Raw genomic sequence first — 17,364 nt, forward strand, 5'->3', positions numbered from 1 at the left:
CACCATCTTCTCGGTGGTGTTGCGCGGGTTCTTCTTCGTCACATAGAAGAAGCCGGTGTCGGCGGTCGAGACCAGGCGGATCTTGACGGTAGTGGGCTTGGCCATGGCTTTATCCTGAACTTGCGCCAGAAACACGAAAGCGCGCATAAAAACGAATACGGCGGCGCGTTGCCACGCCGCCAGACAGGGGCCGGTCGTTGTGAGCGAATCGCGCAAAAGTCAAGCGTCGGGATAGGGCCTCAGAGGTTTGAGCACCCCGAAATGCTCCTTCGCGCACGGTTCGGCCAGCGGCGGCAACCCCGGAACCGTCTCCTCCACCTGCTTGATCGGCAGCCGGTCCAGCAGATCGCGCACCAACGTCAGCCGCCCCCGGCGCTGATCGTTGAAATCCACGAGGGTCCACGGCGCGTGCTTGGTGTGCGTCGCCTGCAGCATCGCTTCGCGCGCTTCGGTATAGGCCCGGTACTTGCCGCGCGCGGCGACGTCGATGGGCGAGATCTTCCAGCGCTTGGTGGGATCGTCGTGCCGCTCGGCCAGCCGCTCTTCCTGCTCCTCCTGATCGCAGGTGAGCCAGTACTTGAACAGCAGCAGCCCATCATCGACCAGCATCCGCTCGAACGTTGGCGCCGCGTCCAGAAAGGCCGCAACCTGCGCTTCCGTGGCAAAGCCCATGACCTTCTCGACCCCCGCCCGGTTGTACCAGCTGCGGTCGAACAGCACGATTTCGCCGCCCGCTGGCAGATGCGGCACATAGCGCTGGAAGTACCACTGCGTCTTTTCCCGGTCGGTCGGTGATGGCAGGGCGACAGTGCGCACCTGCCGTGGGTTGAGCTTCTGCGAGATCGCGTTGATCGCGCCGGTCTTGCCCGCCGTATCGCGCCCTTCGAGGATCACGAGGATCCGCGCGCCGCATTGCCGCGCCCAGCCCGCCATCGCGGTGAGCTCGGCCTGCATCGCCTCGAGCGCTTCTTCGTAGTCCTTGCGGCCCAATGCGTCCTTACTCACGGCAGTTCCTCTCGCTCTGGAAGGGCAGACTGTCGCACCCCTGCCGCTTTGGCAATCGCTGCCGATTGCGCGGGGTGGGCGGACCTGCTAAAAGTTGCAATTGAAACCATGTCCGACCTCATCGAACTCGCAGCCGATTTCACGCGGCTCCCCGAACTGCCTGCCGGCCTCTTCACCGCGCCGCTGCAGCGTCCGCCGCATGTCGGTGAGGATTGGCTCGAACCGCATCAGACGGATTACTCGGCGGACGAGCACCGCGTGTGGGACGATCTCTTCGCCCGCCAGATGCAGATCCTGCCCGGCCGTGCCGCGACTGCCTTCCTCAAGGGGCTCGACCGGCTCGATCTCGGGCGCGGCGGCGTGCCCGATTTCGCGCGGCTCTCGGCAGAGCTGGGCGCGCTCACCGGCTGGAGTGTCGTGCCGGTGCCGATGCTGATCCCCGATCATGTGTTCTTCTGGCACCTCGCCAATCGCCGCTTTCCCGCCGGCAATTTCATCCGCCCGCGCGAACGCTTCGACTATATCGAGGAGCCGGACGTCTTCCACGATGTGTTCGGCCATGTGCCGATGCTCACCGATCCGGTCTTTGCCGATTACATGCAGGAATACGGCCGCGCCGGGTGGAAGGCGATGCGCTACAACCGTTTGAAGGCGCTCGGCGCGCTTTACTGGTACACGGTCGAATTCGGCCTGATCATGGAGGCTGATGGCCTGAGGGCCTATGGCGCGGGCATCCTCTCCGGCCCCACCGAGGCCGTGTTCGCGCTCGAGGCGCTGTCACCCAACCGGATCATGCTCCACGTCGACCGAGTTATGCGCACGGACTACGCGATCGATGATCTCCAGCCGACCTACTTCGTGATCGAAAGCTTCGCCGATCTCTTCCGCCAGACCGTCGAGCGCGATTTCGACCGGCTCTATCGCGGGCTGGGCGCAGGATTCACCTATGCCGGCAGCGCGGTGATCGATGTCGACGATGTGCTGCATCGCGGCACGCTTGAGTATCACTTGCGCGGCGGGCGCGGGAGCGGGGCTTTGCCGGTCTAGAACCTGCGGTGGGGGCCGGCTTGCGCCCAAACTCCCCCCTTTCGTCATTGCGAGCGTAGCGAAGCAATCCAGGGCGGCTTTGCGTGGCTCTGGATTGCTTCGCTACGCTCGCAATGACGAAGGGAGTTATGCGCTTCGGGCACATGCCTGGTTGGGAAAGCGCTGGGCCAAGCGGACAAGTTCGAACGACAGTTTACGCCCAGTTGCGGCCGTTCGTTAAAGGCGTAATTTATCGGGATGGAGAGCGTCTTCCTACTCCGCCACCGGGCGATCAACGGCACCGAGATGAGTCTCGGATTCTTCAGCACGTTGGCAGCGGCGGAGGCGCATATAGAAGTTGCCAAATGCCAGCCTTCCTACCGACGCAGCCCAAATGGATTCGCCATCGATAACTACGTCCTCGATAAAAGTTTCTCCTTCCAGAACGACAGTTCGGAACCATTGATGCTGATCGTTGAGCCGTGGGCTTCTTCCGAGACAATCTCACCGGGATCAATGGTCGTTATTCTTTATCCCAGCCCCTCTGATCGGCAGGACACGTCCTACGCAGACCGCGAAGGCGACACTTTAGTGTTTTGGTGTTCAGGGCCGACCTACGAGATGGAAATCAACGGCTTGAGAATTGTTACCTGAACGACCGCTAACCACCCAATTCTCGCCGTCCACGCATGTAAGACTACGCCGTGAAACTCAAACCCATAGCAGCCAGGCGAGGCCGAGGGCGCCCAGCACGATCCGGTACACGGCAAACGGCGTGAAGCCGCGCTTGCTGACATAGCCGATGAAGAACTTGATCACGACGAGCGAGACGAGGAACGAGACGACCGAGCCGATCGCGATTTCCTTCATGCCCACCGGCCCCGCGCCTGCTGAAAGCTCGTGCCGGTGGTCCCACAATTGCTTCACCGTCGCGCCGAGCATCGTCGGCACCGCAAGGAAGAAGCTGAACTCGGCCGCCGTCTTGCGGTTCTCGCCCATCACCAGCGCGCCCATGATCGTCGCGCCGGAGCGCGAGACGCCGGGGATCACCGCGATGCACTGCATCATGCCGATGCGGATCGCCTGCGCGAGCGGCATCTGGCCCACCGGACGGTAAGTCTGGTGCGAGACCAGCCGCTCCACCGCCACGATGGCAAAGCCGCCCAAGATCAGCGCGATGCAGACCACCACCGGATTTTCCAGCAGCAGATCGATGCGTGATTTGAGCAGCACGCCGACGATGGCCGCCGGAATGAAGGCTGCCAGCACGTTGCGCACGAAGGCGATCGATTCGCGCGATCCGCGCAGTGCGCCCACCGCAACGTCCATGAAGGTGCGCCAATAGAGCACCACCACTGCCATCACCGCCGGCAGCTGGATCACCACGTTGAACACTTCCCAGGTCTTAGCGTCATAGCCGAACAGCTCCGACGCAAGGATCAGGTGCCCGGTCGAGGAGACGGGGATGAACTCGGTAAGCCCCTCGACAATGCCGAGCAGAATGGCGGTGATGGTCGTATCCATGGCGCGCAGGGGTCGCCGCAGCGCAGCATTCTGTCAAGCGCAAGTGGGGCTTAAACTTTTGTCATCTCACCAGATCCGCACGCGGTCCTTGGGCGCGAGGTAGAGCTTCTCGCCCGGCTTCACCTTGAACGCCGCATACCAGGGATCGAAATTGCGCACGACCGCGTTGACCCGCGCTTCTGCCAGCGAGTGCGGATCGGTCTTGAGCTGCTGGCGCGCCAACTGCTCGCGTATCTTCTCGCGCCACGATTGCGCGTAGGAGAGGAAGAACCGTTGGTCGCCGGTCACTCCGTCGATCAGCGGGGCAGGCTTGCCGCCCAGCGAAAGCTTGTAGGCGGTATAGGCCATTGAAAGGCCGGCAAGGTCGCCGATGTTCTCGCCCAGCGTCAGCCGACCGTTGTGGCAGGTCTTGCCGTCATCATAGGGGCAGACCTTGTCGTACTGCGCGGCAAGCTTGGCCCCCAGCGCGTCGAACGTCTTGCGGTCCGCCTTGGTCCACCAGTCCTTGAGTGCGCCGGTGCCATCATAGCGCGAACCCTCGTCGTCGAACCCGTGGCCGATCTCGTGGCCGATGGTCGCGCCCACCGCGCCATAGTTCACCGCCGAATCGGCGTTCGGATTGAAGTAGGGCGGCTGCAGAAAGGCGGCCGGGAACACGATCTCGTTCGCGGTCGGCTGGTAATAGGCGTTCACCGTCTGCGGCGTCATCAGCCACTTGGTCTTGTCGACGGGCTTGCCCAGTTCGTCCAGCATGTCCTGCCACGCCCAGCGCCCCGCCTCGATCGTATTGGCCAGCGGCTGGCCCGGCTTGATGTCCATGCCGGCATAGGTCTTGAACTTGTCGGGATAGCCGATCTTCACCGTGAAGGCGTCCAGCTTGGCCAGCGCGGCCTTGCGCGTCGCCGGGCTCATCCACGCCAGGGTCTTGAGCTTGGAGGCCAGCGCCGCCCGCAGATTGCCGACGAGCGTGACCATCGCCGCCTTGCTCGAAGGCGGGAAGTGCTTCTCGACATAGGCCTTGCCGATCGCTTCGCCCATCTGGCCCTGTACCGCCGAAAGCGCGCGCTGCCAGCGCTGGCGGTCGCGCTCGCGGCCCTGCAGCGTCTTGCCGTAGAAGGCAAAGCGCGCATCATCGATGTCGCTCGGCAGCACGGCGGCATTGGTGATCAGGAAATGCGCCGCAGCCCAGGCCTGCAGCGTGCCGATGTCTTCCTCGCCCAGCAGCTTGATCAGCGCGGGGAAGCCGCCGCCCAGCTTGCCGAGGTCCTCCTTGGTCAGGCCCAGCTTTGCCGCCTTGTCCGCGCTCGGCAGGATCTCGGCCACGAACACCGCATTGACCTTGCCCAGCCCCGAACCTTCGAGCAGCGACAGGACCGGGAACGCGCCGCCCATGGCCACCAGGTCATCGCGCGAGACGCGGTTGGTCGTCAGCAGCGGGTTTCGCTGCACCGCCTTGTCCCAGTCCACCACCGCGATCTTGCGTTCGAAGTCATAGACTTTCGCCGCCGTCCCGGCCGGATCGACATAGCCTGCCTTGCCCAGCATGAAGGTCAGCAGATCGCGGTACTTGCCCTGCAGCTCGCGGTTGCGTTCGTTGTCGACAAGGTAATAATCGCGGTCCGGCATGCCGAGCCCGCCGACCCCGGTGTAGACCGCATTGGCGCCCGGCGTTTCGGCATCGATCTGCACCGAAAAACCAACTGGCGAGGGAAAGCCCGGCGCCGCAAACAGCGCGGCAAGGTCGGCGCGTGTCTTTGCGGCCTTGATCCGGTCGATATAGGGCTGCGCGGGCGCCATGCCCGCAGCGTTGATGGCGCTCTGATCAAGGAACGCGCGGTAGCTGTCGGCAATGCGCTGGCCGTCGCTGCCGGGGGCCTGCGGCGTTGCGACAAGGTCTTCGACGATCTGCCTGACCGACTTTTCCGCGCCCAGCACGAGTGCCAATGCCACGCCGCTATAGGGATATTGCGGCGGAATCACCTCGCTGCGCTCCCACTTGCCGTTCACATAGGCGAAGAAGTCGTCACCCGGCTTCACGGCGGGGTTGATATCGGCAGGATTGACGCCCCAGCCGCCGAAGGTCGGGATGCGGTAACCGTCGATTTCGGCGGAGGCTGCTGCCGTATCGGCATGGGCGGCGAGGGGTATGGCCAGCGCAAACAGCGAGGCAGCGGAGAGCGCGCCCTTGATGTGCTTCAACATGGCTCGAGGATTTCCAATCGATTGCGAATGTACCGTTACGGGACACTAGCCATCGCGCTGCGCTTGTCCAGCACCCACCAGTAATACCGATTGGCGGCTGATCAGGCCTCGGCGCCGTCGAACTGCAGCCGGGCGAGGCGGGCATAGAGCCCGTCCTGCGCCGAAAGCGCGGTGTGCGTGCCCTGTTCGACGATGCGGCCCTTTTCCATCACGATAATGCGGTCTGCCGCGCGCACGGTGGCGAGCCGGTGCGCAATCACCAATGTGGTACGCGCCTTCATCAGCCGGTCGAGCGCGTCCTGCACCAGCCGCTCGCTCTCGGCGTCAAGCGCGCTGGTGGCTTCATCGAGCAGCAAGATCGGCGCATCGCGCAGCAGTGCGCGCGCAATCGCGATGCGCTGGCGCTGCCCGCCCGAAAGCCGCGCGCCATCTTCGCCCAGGAACGTATCGAGCCCCTGCGGCAGCTCCTTCAGGAACGCAGCGGCATTGGCGGCCTCAGCCGCTTCCCAGATCTGCGCGTCGCTTGCGGCCCAGTTGCCATAGCGCAGGTTGTCCCGCGCGGAGGCGGCAAACAGCACGCCTTCCTGCGGCACCAGCGCCATGCGCGCGCGCACTTCGGCGGGGTCCGCCTGCGGCAGCGGCACGCCGTCGATCCGCACGGTGCCCGCATGCGGATCGTAGAACCGCTCGGCCAGCAGGAAGAGCGTGGACTTGCCCGCGCCCGAAGGCCCGACGATCGCGACCGTCTCGCCCGGCTCCACCGCCAGCGAGAAGTCCTCCAGAGCGGCCACTTCCGGGCGGCTGGGATAGCGGAACGAGACGTTCTGGAAGGCGATCTGCCCGCGCGGCGGCTGCGGAAGATGCAGCGGCCGCGCCGGTGCGGTGATCTCGGGCTGTTCGAGCAGCAGTTCGTTGAGTCGCCCCGCCGCGCCCGCACCGCGCAGCAGATCGCCATAGACTTCCGTGAGTGACCCGACCGCGCCCGCCACGATCCCGCCCGTCAGTACGAACGCGGCGATGGTGCCGCCGCTGATCGATCCGCTCGCCACCGCCGCCGCGCCCTGCCACATCAGCGTGGCGATCCCGCCGAACACCAGGACGATCACGATCGCGGTCATGATCGAGCGGATCATGATGCGCCGCTTGGCTGCGCTGAAGGTGCGTTCCACCGCCTCGCCAAACCGGCCCGCCTCGCGCTTTTCCTGCCCGAAGGCCTGCACCACCTTCATCGCGCCGAGCACTTCGCTGATCTGCACGCCGATATCCGCCACGCGGTCCTGGCTGGAGCGCGAAGCCTTGCGCAGCCTTGAGCCAAAGAACACGATCGGTCCGACGACGACCGGAATGCCCACCAGCAGCCCGGCGGTGAGCGCCGGGGCCAGCGTGAAGAGATAGGCGAGCCCGCCCAGCGCGGTGATCGAATTCCTGAGCGCGATGGAAACAGTGGTGCCCACCACCTGCTCGATGATCGCGGTGTCCGAGGTCATGCGCGAGGAGATTTCCTTCGGACTGTTCGTCTCGAAGAAACTCGGCGGCATGCGGAGAAGATTGCCCTGCACCTTGAGCCGGATGTCCGCCACCACGCGCTCGCCCAGCCACGAGACATAGTAGAAGCGCACCGCGGTGCCGAGGCCCAGAATCACCACCACCACCAGCAGCCAGCGGAACGAGCTGTTGATCGTCTCGGCATTGGCGCCCTTGCCGAAAGCCTTGTCGATGATCGACTTGAAGCTGGCCGGAATCGCGATGGTCGCGCCCGATGTGATCAGCAGCGCGGTGAGCGCAATAGCCAGTTCGCTGGGATAGGACGCGCCTTCGCGCAGCAGCATGCGCAGCGGGCTCAAGGTGCGCGCAGGCCGGGCGGCAGGTGCGGCTTCGGCAGCCGGAGCTTCGGGGCCGGTGTTCTCGGTTTTGGCGTCCATCGCACCCGCCCTAGCCCATGCGACGAGGGGCCGAAAGGGGGCAGCGGGGCATTCGCGTCCAGCTTGGGTCGATGGTGCGTTGCACAAGGCCGAGATGTGCGGCACACTGGGCGCAATCGGAGCAGCGTACGGCTCCGCAACAACAAAAAGGTGTTCGCAGTGCTCTACAAGGCTTACGAAATCCAGCGCTCCATGCTCAATGCTGGCAGCGCCATGGCATCGATGGGTGCCGAGATGCTGGCCGATCCGCGCAACCCGTGGGCGCCCTTTGGCGGCACGCAGATGATGGCCTCCGCGCTGGAGGTGTTCGCCCACGCCGCCGCGCCGCGGGGCAAGCCCACGTTCGGCCTCAAGGTCATCACCGTCGATGGCACGCCCCACGCGGTGAACGAGACGGTGGAGATCCAGCAGCCCTTCGGCAACTTGCGCAAGTTCACGCACGAAGGCCTCCCCGCCGATGCGCCGCGCCTGCTGATCGTCGCGCCGATGAGCGGCCACTACGCCACGCTGCTGCGCGGCACGGTGGAGCGCATGCTCGAACGCTCCGTCGTCTACATCACCGATTGGGCGGACGCGAAGTACGTGCCGATGGCCGAAGGACGCTTCGATCTCGACGAATACATCGACTACCTGATCGGCTATCTCGAGCATATCGGCCCCGGCACGCACATGATGGCGGTGTGCCAGCCCTCGGTCCCCGCGCTTGCCGCAACGGGCGTGATGGCGGTGCGCGAGAACCCGTGCCGCCCGGTCACGCTCACCATGATGGGCGGCCCGATCGACACGCGCGAGAGCCCGACCGCCGTCAACGACCACGCGATCACCAAGCCCTACGTGTGGTTCAAGCACAACGTGATCACCACCGTCCCGGCCAACTATCCCGGTGCCGGCCGACAGGTCTATCCGGGCTTCGTCCAGCTCGCGAGCTTCATGTCGATGAACCTCGGCAGCCACATGATGAGCCACTATGGCCTGTTCAAGCACCTCATCCAGGGTGACGGCGAGAGCGCGGACGCGGCCAAGGCGTTCTATGACGAGTACCGCGCGGTGTGCGACATGACCGCCGAGTTCTACCTCCAGACCGTCGACGTCGTGTTCCAGACCCACGCGCTGCCCAAGGGCGAACTGGTGCACCGCGGCATCCGCGTCGATCTCGCCGCGATTCGCGATACCGCGATCCTGTGCATCGAGGGTGAGCGCGACGATATCTCGGGCATCGGCCAGACCAAGGCCGCGCTCAAGGTCACGCCGAACCTTCCGGAAAAGCTCAAGAAGTATCACCTCGCGCCAGAAGTCGGCCACTACGGCATCTTCAACGGCTCGCGCTGGCGCACCTCGATCGCCCCGGTGGTCGAAGGCTGGATCCGCAGCAACAGCGCCGCGCGCAAGCTGAGCGTGGTGGCCTGATCCGCCGCCCCGCTGCCCGGGCGGCGGGGCGGATCACCGGCCGCTTGTAGCCGGAAACCGCGCCGGTTCTGTACTGAAACGGCACGCATGGGCTGAGCAGACCCCTGTCCGGGGTGGATTCGCGCGTCCGAAACAAAGTGCAACGGTCCGGAAAAGCGGGTGCTGCATTTGTCTGGCACCTGTTCGTCCATGGAAATGGTATCTCATCACATCCATGGCGACGATCCGCCAGGTCCTGATTCCGGCGGCGATGGCAGCGCCCGGTCGCAGGGCGCAGCACCTTTGCCGCGCGTCAGCGTCGTGCTGCCGGTGCACAACGGCGCCGCCTATCTCGATGCGGCAATCGGTTCGATCCTCGGCCAAACCTTCCGCGATTTCGAACTGATCTGCGTTGATGATGGCTCCACCGACGAAACGCCGAGCATCCTCAGGCGCCATGCGCAGGCGGATGGCCGGGTGCGGATCATCACCAACCGCCCCAACAAGGGCCTGCCCGGCGCGCTCAACACCGGCTTCGCGGCCGCGCGCGGGATGCTCCATACCTGGACGTCGGACGACAACATCGCCCGCCCGCACATGCTGGCCCGGCTGGTGGCGGCGCTCGATGCTGATCCCGGCGTCGCTATTGCCCATGCCGATTTCAGCGTGATCGACGCGAACGGCGAGGTAATCGGCTTCCAGAAAATGGGGCCCGCCGCCGATCTCCTGCTCGGCAATCGCATCGGCGCTGCCTTCCTCTACCGCGCCGAAGTCACCAGAGCGCTCTCGGGCTATGACGAGGCGCTGTTTGGCATCGAGGACTACGACTTCTGGCTGCGCGCCGCGCGCCGCTTCTATTTCGTGAAGCTCGACGAGGATCTCTATCTCTACCGCCGCCACGAGGCGAGCCTGACCGATCGCCGCGCGCTGCGCATCCACCGGCTGGGCTCGCAGGTCATGCGCCGCGAACTGGCGCGGGTGCCCAGTCGGACATTGCGCGCGCGGGCGCTCGTCGAACATGGCCTTGCAAGCCGCCTCGATCCGCGGCTCGACATGCTGGTTCGCGGGTTGATCCTGTCACCGGGGCTGGCAAGGGGCAGGATCACGGCGATCCTGCGCCACTTTGTCCATCACCTCGTCCGGGCGCTTACACGAAGAACTGGGTAATCCATTCGCAGATCAGCGCGGGCTTGGGCTCACCCTCGATCTCGACGGTGATTTCCATCGTCTGCTGCCACTGGCCGGGGCGCTTTTCGTCGAGCTCCAGCAGCTTGAACACGCCGCGCACGCGCTTGCCAGAGCGGACGGGAGCAAGGAACCGCGTCTTGTTGCCGCCGTAGTTGACGCCCATTTTCACGCCTTCGGGGCGCGGGCAATCGCTTTCCATCGTCAGCAGCGGGATCAGCGAGAGGGTGAGGAATCCGTGCGCGATCGTCCCGCCAAACGGCGTCAGCTTGGCCTTCTCCTCGTCGATGTGGATGAACTGGAAGTCGCCGGTCGCCTCGGCGAACTGGTTGATCCGCTCCTGCGTCACTTCGACCCATGCCGAGGTGCCCACCACTTCGCCGACCAGCTCCTTGATTGCGCCCGGTGCCATCGTCTTCATTGCATCGTCTCCCGCTGCGAGAATTGTCTGTTGCCTTCCCATGGCGGCAAGTGGCGGACCGTTCAACAATCTCGTTGCAGGCATCTTGCAGGGGAGGGCTCTTTCAGGGGCCTCTTGCCGGGCGCGTTCAGCGTGAAAGGGCGGTGTTGCGGTTCAGGCGGGGTTGCAGCGCATTGAGCGCGCGCTGCGCGGGCAGCTCAACCCATGCGTGCGAGAGGCCCGAGACCACGACGAGCAGGCCGATAAACACAGCGAGCTTCCAGACATTGAGCTGCAGGTCCGCGCCGACAAAGGCCAGCTTGAACACGATGAACAGGCCGAAGTGGCACAAGTACGTCGAATAGCTCACCTCGCCCAGCCAGTGCACCGGGCCGCTGGCGAGCCGGCGCGCGATGCGGCCATCCGCCAGCGCCATCGCCAGCAGCACCAGCAGCAGCGCAAGCGGCACCCACGCCGTCTCGGGCAGGGCAAACCACAGCCCGGCACCGCAAGTGGCCGCAGCAGCGCCGCCGCAGGCATGGCCGATGCGCTGCGCTGAAGGCAGGCCGCGCCAGTGCAGCCAGAGCCGCGCGGCCAGCGTCCCGGCGGTGAACTCGATCAGGCAGCGCGCGAGGCCAAGCGAGGTGATCGCATCGCCAAGGCTGGAATGGCCCAGCGCGGCAAACAGCGCGAAAAGCCCCATCAGCAGCAGGCCGAGCCCGGCCACCAGCCCCGCCGGCCCCCATGCGCGGCGGCCCACCACGGCCAGCAGCGGGAACAGCAGGTAGGCCGCCATTTCCGTACTGATCGACCAGGCCGGGTGGTTCCACGCCAGCGCGCCGGTGAAGCCCCAGTTCTGGATTAGCACCACGTGAAGCGGCAGTTCGCCGAAGGGATAGCCCGCATGATCGCGCCCGGTGATCGTCAGCAGGATGGCCAGCATGACAAAGCCTGAGAGGACCACCGCATGCAGCGGCCAGATCCGCGCGATGCGGCGCCACCAGAAGGCGCCGATCTCTGCCGGCTCGAACCGGGCCAGTCGCGCGCCGTATGTCAGCCAGAGCACGAAGCCGGAGAGCATGAAGAACAGATCGACCGCTAGGTACCCCTTGGCGAGGACCGCGATCACCGGGGCGGGCAGGATGGCGGCAAGCGACAGGCGAATATGGTAGAACACGACCAGCCACGCCGCGAGCCCGCGCAGGCCGGTCAGCGCTTCGAGCCGCAGCGGCTGCGCCGTCATCGTGCGAGGCTCCCGGGCAGGGGCGGCTCATTCGCGGGTTCGCTGCCATCCGCCGCCACGCTCTTCTTGCGCTGCTGCCACTGCGACGGGGGTGCCAGACGGCGCGCCACCTGCATGGCAAGCGCGATCTGGAGGCCGATCAGCATGAAGATGAAGGGCTGGAACGCGATACCCACGAACAGGGCGCCGAACAGGTAGATGCAATGTCCCGATTGTAGCGCCAGCGCCAGCGAGCGGTCCGCCTGGTTGACCACATCGGTCTTGCGGCGCAGCCGGCGCTGGATCAGCTCAAGCTGGAACAGGCCGGAGACATGCAGCAGCAGCCACATGGCAAGGCCGGGATAGCCCTGTTCGCCCAGCATCTCGAAATAGCCCGAATGATAGGCGCGCGCCTTTTCCTCGATCCGCTGCGTCTCGATCGCGGTGTTGTTGTCGCCGGCGTTCTCCGCCTTGACCGTGTCATAGCTGACCCGGTTCTGGCGGAATGCATCGAAGCCGCCGCCGAACGGGCGTGTCTTCACGAAGTCCAGCGTCCACATCCACACCGCCATGCGCGTCGAGGCGGATTGGTCCGATTTGTGGTTCTCGATCGTGTTCATCCGGTCGAGATAGCTTTGTGGCAGGAACGGCACGGCCACGCAGGCGAGCCCCGCGATGACCCCGATGTAAAGCAGCGGCCGCTTTACCGAACGGAGCGAGAGCCCGATGAGTATGACCAGGCAGATCAGGCCGGTGCGGGTCTGCGTGCCGATCGGGATCAGGCAGCATGCGAAGCCCAGCGCCAGCGCGAACAGTGTGACGAGTTTGCCGGGCGGAAAGATCGTGCCGAACCGCGCCAGCCAGACGATCAGCGGGATCGTGGCGACCGCCACCATCGACAGCGTGCTGCCTTCGTAGATGCCGGTGTTGTCGTTCACCAGCAGCCTGAGCTCGCCATAGCCGCCCCCGCCGGACGCGATCGTCTTGATCCCGCCGCCGATCACGATGCAGCCGAGCGAGAGCACCATGACCAGCACCAGCGCTTCGATCCGCAGCCGCGTGCGCACGGTCAGCGGGAGGAACAGGGCAAAGACGAGCGCCTTCCACACCCAGCTCCACTTTTCGAGCGCTTCTTCGGGGAAATCGGCGCTGCGGGTGGTCAGCCCGCAATAGATCAGCAGCATCAGCAGCAGGAACTGGCGCGGCGAGAAGCGTATCCCGGTCTTGTCGTCCGCCACCGCCCAAGCGGTCACCGCGCCGATGAAGGCGATCAGGCTGATGGGGATCGATTGGAGGAAGCCCCAGCTGACCTTCTGCGGCGCGAGGATATCGATATAGGCGTAGGCCAGCACGAACAGGAACGGCCGCCGGATCCCGGCAGCGAAAAACGCGGTCACGAAGGCGGTGAGGAAGAGATTAAGCACCGGGGGTGCCGTCCCCGCGCAGTGGCGCCTTCGTCTTGCGCTGCAGCGGCCCGCGCCGGAAACCGGGCAAGGTCGGTTCCTGATCGAGATCGTCGCGGTGCAGCAGGCGCCAGACGGCAATCGCCATCAGCACATGCGGCAAGACCACGGTGAAGATATCGATCATGCGGCCATGCCCAGGCTTAACATCCGGCCCCTGATCGAACCGTCTGATCCTGCTGTTTAGGCAAACTCGGTTGACGCGGCGTTAAGTCCTGCCGTGCCATGGCAATCTGCATGACCCGGGTCCTGCATATCCTCGATCATTCGCTTCCGCTGCAGAGCGGCTACACCTTCCGCACCCGCGCGATCCTGAAGGCGCAGGAAGGGCTGGGGCACGAAGTGCGCGGACTGACCGGCCAGCGCCATACCGCCGCGCTGACGGGCGAGGAGCCCGAGACGCATGACGCGCTGCAGTTCTATCGCACACCCGGCACGCCGTCCGGTCCGCGGTCCCGTCTTCCGGGCCTCAGCGAATGGCAGGAAATCGGCGCGCTCGCCCAGCGCATCGAGGGCGTCGCCCGCGAATGGCGTCCCGAGATTCTCCACGCCCATTCGCCCGCGCTCGGCGGGCTCGCCGCCGTGCGCGCCGGTCGCCGGCTCGGCCTCCCCGTCGTCTACGAGATACGCGCCTTCTGGGAAGACGCGGCGGTCGGCAACGGCACGGGCAGCGAGGGCTCGCTGCGCTACCGCCTGACCCGCGCGCTCGAAGACCGCGTGGTGCGCGGCGCGAATGCCGTTGTCACGATCTGCGAGGGCCTGCGCAGCGATCTCGTCACGCGCGGCGTTCCGGCTTCCAAGATCACGATCATGCCCAATGGCGTGGACCTTGCGCTGTTCGGCCAGCCGCTGGAGCGCGATGCCGCGTTTGCCCGCAGCCTCGGGCTGGGGGAGGGGCCGGTGATCGGCTTCCTCGGCAGCTTCTATCCCTATGAAGGGCTCGACGATCTCATTGCCGCGATGCCGATGATCCTCGCGCGCCAGAGCGATGCCCGCCTGCTGCTCGTCGGCGGCGGCCCGGCAGAAGCGGCCTTGCGCGCCCAGGCTGCCGCATCGCCGGCTGCGCACGCGATCCACTTCATCGGCCGCGTGCCGCACCACGAAGTGGACCGGTACTACGCGCTCGTCGATGTCGTCTGCTATCCGCGCAAGGCGATGCGACTCACCGATCTCGTCACGCCGCTGAAACCGCTGGAGGCCATGGCCCAAGGCAAGCTCGTGGCCGCGAGCGCTGTCGGCGGCCACCGCGAACTGATCGAGGACGGGATGACCGGCACCTTGTTCCCGCCCGATGATCCCGCCGGTCTTGCTGCCGCGATGGCCGCGCTGCTGGGTGATCGCGCGATGTGGGATGCCCGCCGCACTGTCGCCCGCGCCTTCGTCGAACGCGCGCATGACTGGTCCGTCAATGCGGCGCGTTATGATTCCGTTTACCAAACCCTGTTAACCCGAAAGCAAGCAATCTCCGGCGCTGCGGCCTGATCCAGGGACGCGCTTTTCCGGGGGTACCATTCGACCGGGATCTGAAACGCGCCATGAGTACGTTCCGCCAGAAAGTTCAGGCCACGACGAACTGGGTGAAGCCCGATCCGCAGGATCTGGACGAGGCACCGCGCCGTGCCCGCCGCGCGGGCACCCGCAAGCGTTCCAGCACGCCAGTCACCGCTCATCGCCTGTTCCCCGCCCTTGCAGCCGTGTGGTTCGCGGCGCTGCTGGGCCTCGGCAGTCTCGCCATTCCCGGCAGTCTGCTGGGGGCGGTTGTGCTCAAGACCGGATTGCCCGCGCTCGTTCCCGCCGCCGCCCCGCCGCTGGGCTTTACCGCGCATCTGCTGGTCGCCTTCGCGCTCGCCCTGTTCGGCGCCGCGCTGGGCCTCGCCCTTGGGCTTCGCCTGCGCCCGGCGGGATCTGCCGAAGCCCGCAGCGAGGAAGCAATTGTCCCGGTCGCGCAGCCTGAGGCAGACAACGTCTACAAGGTCCGCGCCCGCGATGCGCACCCCGATGCGCCGCCCCGCCGTCCGCTGGTGCTGACCGAAGCCTTTGCCGATCCGCTCGTCGAAGCTGCCGCCGAACCGGAGCCGGAACTGGCCGAGCCGCTGCTGCGCCGCAAGCGCAGCTTTCCGGACAGCGAGCCGGTGCGCGAGACAGGCCCCTGGCTTCCCGAATTCACCCCCGGCGGCACCGGCGCCATCCGCCCGCTCGATCTCGCCGCGCTCGATCTCGGCGATCCGGACATCGCCGAAACAGAAATCGCCGAGACCGAAGTGGCAAAGCTTCCGGCCGAACCTGCGCCTGCCCCCGAAACGGCCGCAATCCCCGCCGCGCCCGCGCTGATTGCCGCGACCCCGCAGCTCCCCGCCGGCTTCGCCGCTGCACTGCCCGATGTGCCGAACGGCAAATGGTCGCCCGTCGCCGGAGCGCCGCTCGAAAGCCTTGGCCTCGTCCAGTTGATCGAACGCCTCGCCCTCGCCATCGCCGCGCAGAAAGCTGCCAATGAAGCAGTGATCAAGGCCGATGACGCTGCCGAGGCCGCTGCTGCCGCTTCAGCGGTCGAATCTGCACCGCGCGCCGCCAAGGAAGTACCCGTCCAGCCCGTATCCGTGCCCGGTCCCTTCTCACGCCCGCATATCGCCAGTGTCGCTGGCGCTGAAGAAGCGCCTGCTTTCGGCTCCGCCCGCGAGGGCATTCTGCGCCGCCTCGGTGCGCTTGCTGCCGGCGATTCGACCAGCGGCGAGGCTGATGCTGCCCCCGCACCGCGGCAGTTCACGCGTCCCGTGTCAGTCGCTGCGCCAGTTGAAGCTGTCGTCCCGCTCCGGCCGGCCGAGCCCGCCGCCCCGGCCCCTACAGCGGCGGCCGCAGCCCTTGCGTCGCAACCCGATGCCGATGCTGCCCTGCGCTCTGCGCTGGCCACGCTCCAGCGCATGACTGCCCGCGGCTGACGCTACGGCAAGGCCGATGGCAGCGCCCGGTCAAAGCCGGGCTGAGCCATGCATCCGTATTTCCGGCCGGATCGTCGCCGGACCCTTCGGGCAATTCGCGCAGCGCAGTTGCAAAATAACATTCCTGCAGTCATGGGGGGATTCCGCGCAACTTTCGTTGTCCTCAGGACAGCGTGATTCGCGCTGGGCGTATCAACCGACGTCATTTGACCGAGTGCAGGGCGATTTAAGTGATGGGTTTTCCGCAGGTTCAGGGCCTTTACGATCCGCGCAACGAACACGACGCATGCGGCGTCGGCTTCGTCGCGCATATCAAAGGCATCAAAAGCCACGGAATTATCGAGCAAGCGCTTGAAATCCTGCGCAATCTAGATCACCGCGGCGCGGTCGGGGCCGATCCGCTGCTGGGCGATGGCGCGGGTATCCTGATCCAGATCCCCGATGCGCTGCTGCGCCGCTGGGCGGAAGGCGAAGGCAAGGACCTTCCCGCGCCCGGTGACTATGCCGTCGCGATGTGCTTCCTGCCCCAGGACGAGCCTGCGCGCGACTTCGTGATCGAGGTGTTCGAGCGCTTTATCGCCAAGGAAGGCCAGCACCTCGTCGGCTGGCGTGATGTGCCCACCACGCTCGATGGCCTCGGCAAGACCGTGATCGAACAGATGCCGGTGATGCGCCAGTGCATCATCCGGCGCGGTGAGAACTGCCCCGATCAGGACGCGTTCGAGCGCAAGCTGCTCGCCATCCGCAAGCAGACGCAGAACCCGCTCGCCGCCATGGCCGAAAAGCATGGGCTGCCGGGCGTGACTCAGCTCTACATGCCCAGCTTCTCGTCGCGCACCGTGGTCTACAAGGGCCTGCTGCTCGCCGATCAGGTCGGCTCGTTCTACGATGATCTGCGTGATCCGCTTTGCGTCTCGGCGCTCGGCCTCGTCCACCAGCGCTTCTCGACCAACACCTTCCCCAGCTGGAAGCTGGCGCACCCCTACCGGTTCATCGCCCACAACGGCGAGATCAACACCGTGCGCGGCAACGTCAACTGGATGAACGCGCGCCGCCGCACCATGGAATCGGAGCTGCTCGGCCCCGATCTCGA

General features: G+C 65.8%; 15 protein-coding genes and 1 pseudogene. 7 read left to right on the forward strand and 9 right to left on the reverse strand.

The window, feature by feature from the left end; all coding sequences use genetic code 11:
- On the reverse strand, positions 1 to 105 hold a 105-nt coding region (rpmG, locus tag Q0071_RS17580; protein WP_298172599.1), incomplete at its 3' end, for a 50S ribosomal protein L33.
- A gap of 114 nt (positions 106 to 219) precedes the next feature.
- Positions 220 to 1,005, reverse strand: a complete 786-nt coding sequence (ppk2, locus tag Q0071_RS17585) for a polyphosphate kinase 2 (protein ID WP_298172565.1) — start codon at positions 1,003 to 1,005, stop codon at positions 220 to 222.
- Positions 1,006 to 1,113: 108 nt separating this feature from the next.
- Between ppk2 and phhA the strand changes: the two genes are divergently transcribed.
- Positions 1,114 to 2,052 (forward strand): phenylalanine 4-monooxygenase, encoded by a 939-nt coding sequence (gene phhA / locus Q0071_RS17590; protein WP_298172568.1) that lies wholly within the window; start codon positions 1,114 to 1,116, stop codon positions 2,050 to 2,052.
- A 237-nt stretch (positions 2,053 to 2,289) separates the two neighbouring features.
- Positions 2,290 to 2,685: a hypothetical protein gene (locus Q0071_RS17595; protein WP_298172571.1), complete on the forward strand. Its 396-nt coding sequence runs from the start codon at positions 2,290 to 2,292 to the stop codon at positions 2,683 to 2,685.
- Between the two features lie 57 nt (positions 2,686 to 2,742).
- On the opposite strand, the gene Q0071_RS17600 is transcribed toward Q0071_RS17595, so the two are convergent.
- The 3 genes from Q0071_RS17600 to Q0071_RS17610 form a co-directional block, all read right to left on the reverse strand.
- On the reverse strand, positions 2,743 to 3,555 hold the full coding sequence (locus Q0071_RS17600; RefSeq protein ID WP_298172574.1) for an undecaprenyl-diphosphate phosphatase: 813 nt from the start codon (positions 3,553 to 3,555) through the stop codon (positions 2,743 to 2,745).
- Positions 3,556 to 3,621: 66 nt separating this feature from the next.
- Positions 3,622 to 5,757, reverse strand: a complete 2,136-nt coding sequence (locus Q0071_RS17605; protein ID WP_298172577.1) for a M13 family metallopeptidase — start codon at positions 5,755 to 5,757, stop codon at positions 3,622 to 3,624.
- A 101-nt stretch (positions 5,758 to 5,858) separates the two neighbouring features.
- Positions 5,859 to 7,586 (reverse strand): ABC transporter transmembrane domain-containing protein, encoded by a 1,728-nt coding sequence (locus Q0071_RS17610; protein WP_298172602.1) that lies wholly within the window; start codon positions 7,584 to 7,586, stop codon positions 5,859 to 5,861.
- Positions 7,587 to 7,838: 252 nt separating this feature from the next.
- Here Q0071_RS17610 and phaZ point away from each other — a divergent pair, with 252 nt between their 5' ends.
- Together phaZ and Q0071_RS17620 are read left to right on the forward strand one after the other, a co-directional pair.
- Entirely contained in the window at positions 7,839 to 9,086 is a 1,248-nt protein-coding gene (gene phaZ, locus Q0071_RS17615; protein ID WP_298172606.1) for a polyhydroxyalkanoate depolymerase, read from the forward strand.
- Between the two features lie 189 nt (positions 9,087 to 9,275).
- Positions 9,276 to 10,232 carry a glycosyltransferase gene (locus Q0071_RS17620; protein WP_298172580.1) on the forward strand — a complete coding sequence of 319 codons (957 nt, stop codon included), beginning with the start codon at positions 9,276 to 9,278 and terminating at the stop codon, positions 10,230 to 10,232.
- Here Q0071_RS17620 and Q0071_RS17625 read toward each other — a convergent pair.
- The 4 genes from Q0071_RS17625 to Q0071_RS17640 form a co-directional block, all read right to left on the reverse strand.
- The gene (locus Q0071_RS17625) at positions 10,213 to 10,662 is read right to left on the reverse strand and encodes a MaoC family dehydratase (RefSeq protein ID WP_292945690.1); all 450 of its coding nucleotides are present in this window, start codon (positions 10,660 to 10,662) and stop codon (positions 10,213 to 10,215) included. The genes Q0071_RS17620 and Q0071_RS17625 overlap by 20 nt on opposite strands.
- 136 nt (positions 10,663 to 10,798) lie before the next feature.
- Positions 10,799 to 11,893, reverse strand: a complete 1,095-nt coding sequence (locus Q0071_RS17630; protein ID WP_298172582.1) for an acyltransferase — start codon at positions 11,891 to 11,893, stop codon at positions 10,799 to 10,801.
- Positions 11,890 to 13,296 (reverse strand): putative O-glycosylation ligase, exosortase A system-associated, encoded by a 1,407-nt coding sequence (locus tag Q0071_RS17635; protein ID WP_298172586.1) that lies wholly within the window; start codon positions 13,294 to 13,296, stop codon positions 11,890 to 11,892. Before Q0071_RS17635 ends, Q0071_RS17630 begins: the two co-directional genes overlap by 4 nt.
- The gene (locus Q0071_RS17640; protein ID WP_298172589.1) at positions 13,289 to 13,462 is read right to left on the reverse strand and encodes a hypothetical protein; all 174 of its coding nucleotides are present in this window, start codon (positions 13,460 to 13,462) and stop codon (positions 13,289 to 13,291) included. Before Q0071_RS17640 ends, Q0071_RS17635 begins: the two co-directional genes overlap by 8 nt.
- A 110-nt stretch (positions 13,463 to 13,572) precedes the next feature.
- Between Q0071_RS17640 and Q0071_RS17645 the strand changes: the two genes are divergently transcribed.
- The 3 genes and pseudogenes from Q0071_RS17645 to Q0071_RS17655 all read left to right on the forward strand — a co-directional run.
- The gene (locus Q0071_RS17645) at positions 13,573 to 14,817 is read left to right on the forward strand and encodes a TIGR04063 family PEP-CTERM/XrtA system glycosyltransferase (protein ID WP_298172593.1); all 1,245 of its coding nucleotides are present in this window, start codon (positions 13,573 to 13,575) and stop codon (positions 14,815 to 14,817) included.
- A 53-nt stretch (positions 14,818 to 14,870) separates the two neighbouring features.
- Positions 14,871 to 16,271, forward strand: a complete 1,401-nt coding sequence (locus tag Q0071_RS17650) for a hypothetical protein (RefSeq protein WP_298172596.1) — start codon at positions 14,871 to 14,873, stop codon at positions 16,269 to 16,271.
- Positions 16,272 to 16,504: 233 nt separating this feature from the next.
- Positions 16,505 to 17,364: pseudogene (locus Q0071_RS17655) on the forward strand (glutamate synthase subunit alpha); the annotation flags it as partial.

The organism is Novosphingobium sp. (genome assembly GCF_027486195.1).
Taxonomy (GTDB): Bacteria; Pseudomonadota; Alphaproteobacteria; order Sphingomonadales; family Sphingomonadaceae; genus Novosphingobium.

What these genes read in the sequence shown, in the direction of transcription:
- Q0071_RS17650 (WP_298172596.1), top strand. Translation starts at nt 14,871, where the DNA reads ATGAGTACGTTCCGCCAGAAAGTTCAGGCCACGACGAACTGGGTGAAG.
- Q0071_RS17625 (WP_292945690.1), bottom strand. Translation starts at nt 10,662, where the DNA reads ATGGCACCGGGCGCAATCAAGGAGCTGGTCGGCGAAGTGGTGGGCACC.
- Q0071_RS17645 (WP_298172593.1), top strand. Translation starts at nt 13,573, where the DNA reads ATGACCCGGGTCCTGCATATCCTCGATCATTCGCTTCCGCTGCAGAGC.
- Q0071_RS17610 (WP_298172602.1), bottom strand. Translation starts at nt 7,586, where the DNA reads ATGCTGCTGCGCGAAGGCGCGTCCTATCCCAGCGAACTGGCTATTGCG.
- Q0071_RS17630 (WP_298172582.1), bottom strand. Translation starts at nt 11,893, where the DNA reads ATGACGGCGCAGCCGCTGCGGCTCGAAGCGCTGACCGGCCTGCGCGGG.
- Q0071_RS17620 (WP_298172580.1), top strand. Translation starts at nt 9,276, where the DNA reads ATGGAAATGGTATCTCATCACATCCATGGCGACGATCCGCCAGGTCCT.
- phhA (WP_298172568.1), top strand. Translation starts at nt 1,114, where the DNA reads ATGTCCGACCTCATCGAACTCGCAGCCGATTTCACGCGGCTCCCCGAA.
- Q0071_RS17595 (WP_298172571.1), top strand. Translation starts at nt 2,290, where the DNA reads ATGGAGAGCGTCTTCCTACTCCGCCACCGGGCGATCAACGGCACCGAG.
- Q0071_RS17605 (WP_298172577.1), bottom strand. Translation starts at nt 5,757, where the DNA reads ATGTTGAAGCACATCAAGGGCGCGCTCTCCGCTGCCTCGCTGTTTGCG.
- Q0071_RS17640 (WP_298172589.1), bottom strand. Translation starts at nt 13,462, where the DNA reads ATGATCGATATCTTCACCGTGGTCTTGCCGCATGTGCTGATGGCGATT.
- Q0071_RS17600 (WP_298172574.1), bottom strand. Translation starts at nt 3,555, where the DNA reads ATGGATACGACCATCACCGCCATTCTGCTCGGCATTGTCGAGGGGCTT.